Source organism: Mesorhizobium kowhaii (genome assembly GCF_042431665.1).
In the GTDB taxonomy this organism is placed as follows: Bacteria; Pseudomonadota; Alphaproteobacteria; order Rhizobiales; family Rhizobiaceae; genus Mesorhizobium; species Mesorhizobium kowhaii.
Genome location: NZ_JBHLYT010000201.1, coordinates 1 through 1,480 on the forward strand (window position 1 = coordinate 1; position 1,480 = coordinate 1,480).

Consider the following 1,480-nt stretch of genomic DNA (forward strand, 5'->3'; position numbering starts at 1 on the left):
AACCAAATCAGATCATCAGCGTCATTCAGCACCACTCCGAGCCGAATTCCGCATCAATTCCCTCTCGGCGCCATCTATACGCGGTTCTCAACCGCCATCGACACAGGGCGCGTTCGCGAACCTTTTCGGTCTCAACATTAGCCAGGGCGGACTGATGAACATGTTGCGCCGTGCGCAGGGCGCGTTCGCGGCCGAGTGCGACAAGGCCGTCGCGGCGTTGCGCCGGGCCAAGGTCATCGCCTCCGATGAGACCGGCGTGCGGATCGAAGGAAGCAACGCCTACCACTGGGTGTTTCGCTGCGCCGAAGCGGTTGTTCATCAAGCGGCGCCAACGCGCGGCGCTGTCGTGGTCCGGACCCTGATGGACGGCCATCGTCCCGACGTCTGGTGTTCCGATCGCTATGCCGCACAACAAGGTCACGCAAATGCGCATCAGACCTGCCTGGCGCATCTCGCCCGCGACGTCGCCTATGCGGACGAGGCAAGTGAGGACATGCTGCCCTCACGGCTCAAACGTTGGCTGCAAAGGGCCTTCGCCCTAGCCGACGGTATTGAAACCTTCGCCGCCTCGACCATCGCCGGCAAGCGTCGCGCCCTGGAGCGAAGTCTGGACGATATCTTCGCCACCACAACGTCGTGCGATCTGGCCCGCGACATCCAAAACAAGTTCAGGCGAGCTCGTGATCAACTTTTGACCTTTGCCCAATGGCCAGGAATGGTCGACGCGACGAACAACGCCTGCGAACGGGCGCTGAGACCCGCCGTCGTTCAACGGAAGATCACCAACGGCTATCGCGCCATGTGGGCCGCCCAGGGCGAAGCCGACATTCGAACCGTCGTCGACACGGCTCGTCTCGCGCCAGGCACGAACCCCTTCAAAATCATCCTTCAAACCGTCAGCGCCTGAAATCTGCGATGACTGAGCCCGCGACCTTGATCTTCCGAGCCTCTCTTCGGGCACGGCTTTGTCGGGACATCGAGGTGTCGAGTTCGAGCACGCTGGCGGATCTGGCCGAAGCCATCGTAGCGGCATTTGGCTTCGACTTGGACCACGCCTACGGCTTCTATTCAAAGCTGACGGGAAAGCTGTTCGACTCGCCCCTGCGGTTCGAACTCTTCGCCGACATAGAGGGGAGCGGCTCTCGCAGCGTGAAGGGCACGCGCGTCAGCACAGCCTTCCAGAAGGTGGGCTCGGCAATGACCTTCTTGTACGACTACGGTGACGAGTGGCGCTTCCGCGTTGAACTTATTGGAACAGGGCAGGCGCAGCCCGATGCCAATTACCCGAGGATCGTCAGCAAGATCGGCAAGGCTCCCCCGCAGTACCCGGACATCGATGACGAGTGACGACGCACCGTGCCGCATCGAAAGGGTGGGTTGTCTAATCGCAGATCATTGATCAAGTCTTTTTTGAATAGCCCGAAGACGCCATTGCTGTTTTTTGGACAGACAGCGAACAGGAGGCGATGTTACGATCGCG

The 1,480-nt window shown here is 60.5% G+C and carries 2 protein-coding genes; both read left to right on the forward strand.

From position 1 onward, the window contains the following. The coding region (gene tnpC / locus ACFFNA_RS39355) for an IS66 family transposase (RefSeq protein ID WP_378925685.1) at positions 1 to 907 on the forward strand (907 nt) is incomplete at its 5' end. 8 nt (positions 908 to 915) lie between these two features. Further along, complete coding sequence (locus ACFFNA_RS39360) at positions 916 to 1,347, forward strand: IS1096 element passenger TnpR family protein (RefSeq protein ID WP_095090355.1); 432 nt, start codon at positions 916 to 918, stop codon at positions 1,345 to 1,347. Positions 1,348 to 1,480 lie beyond the last annotated feature (133 nt).

Bases quoted from the DNA above. Each gene is read 5' to 3' on its own strand.
- ACFFNA_RS39360 (WP_095090355.1), top strand. From the start codon at position 916: ATGACTGAGCCCGCGACCTTGATCTTCCGAGCCTCTCTTCGGGCACGG.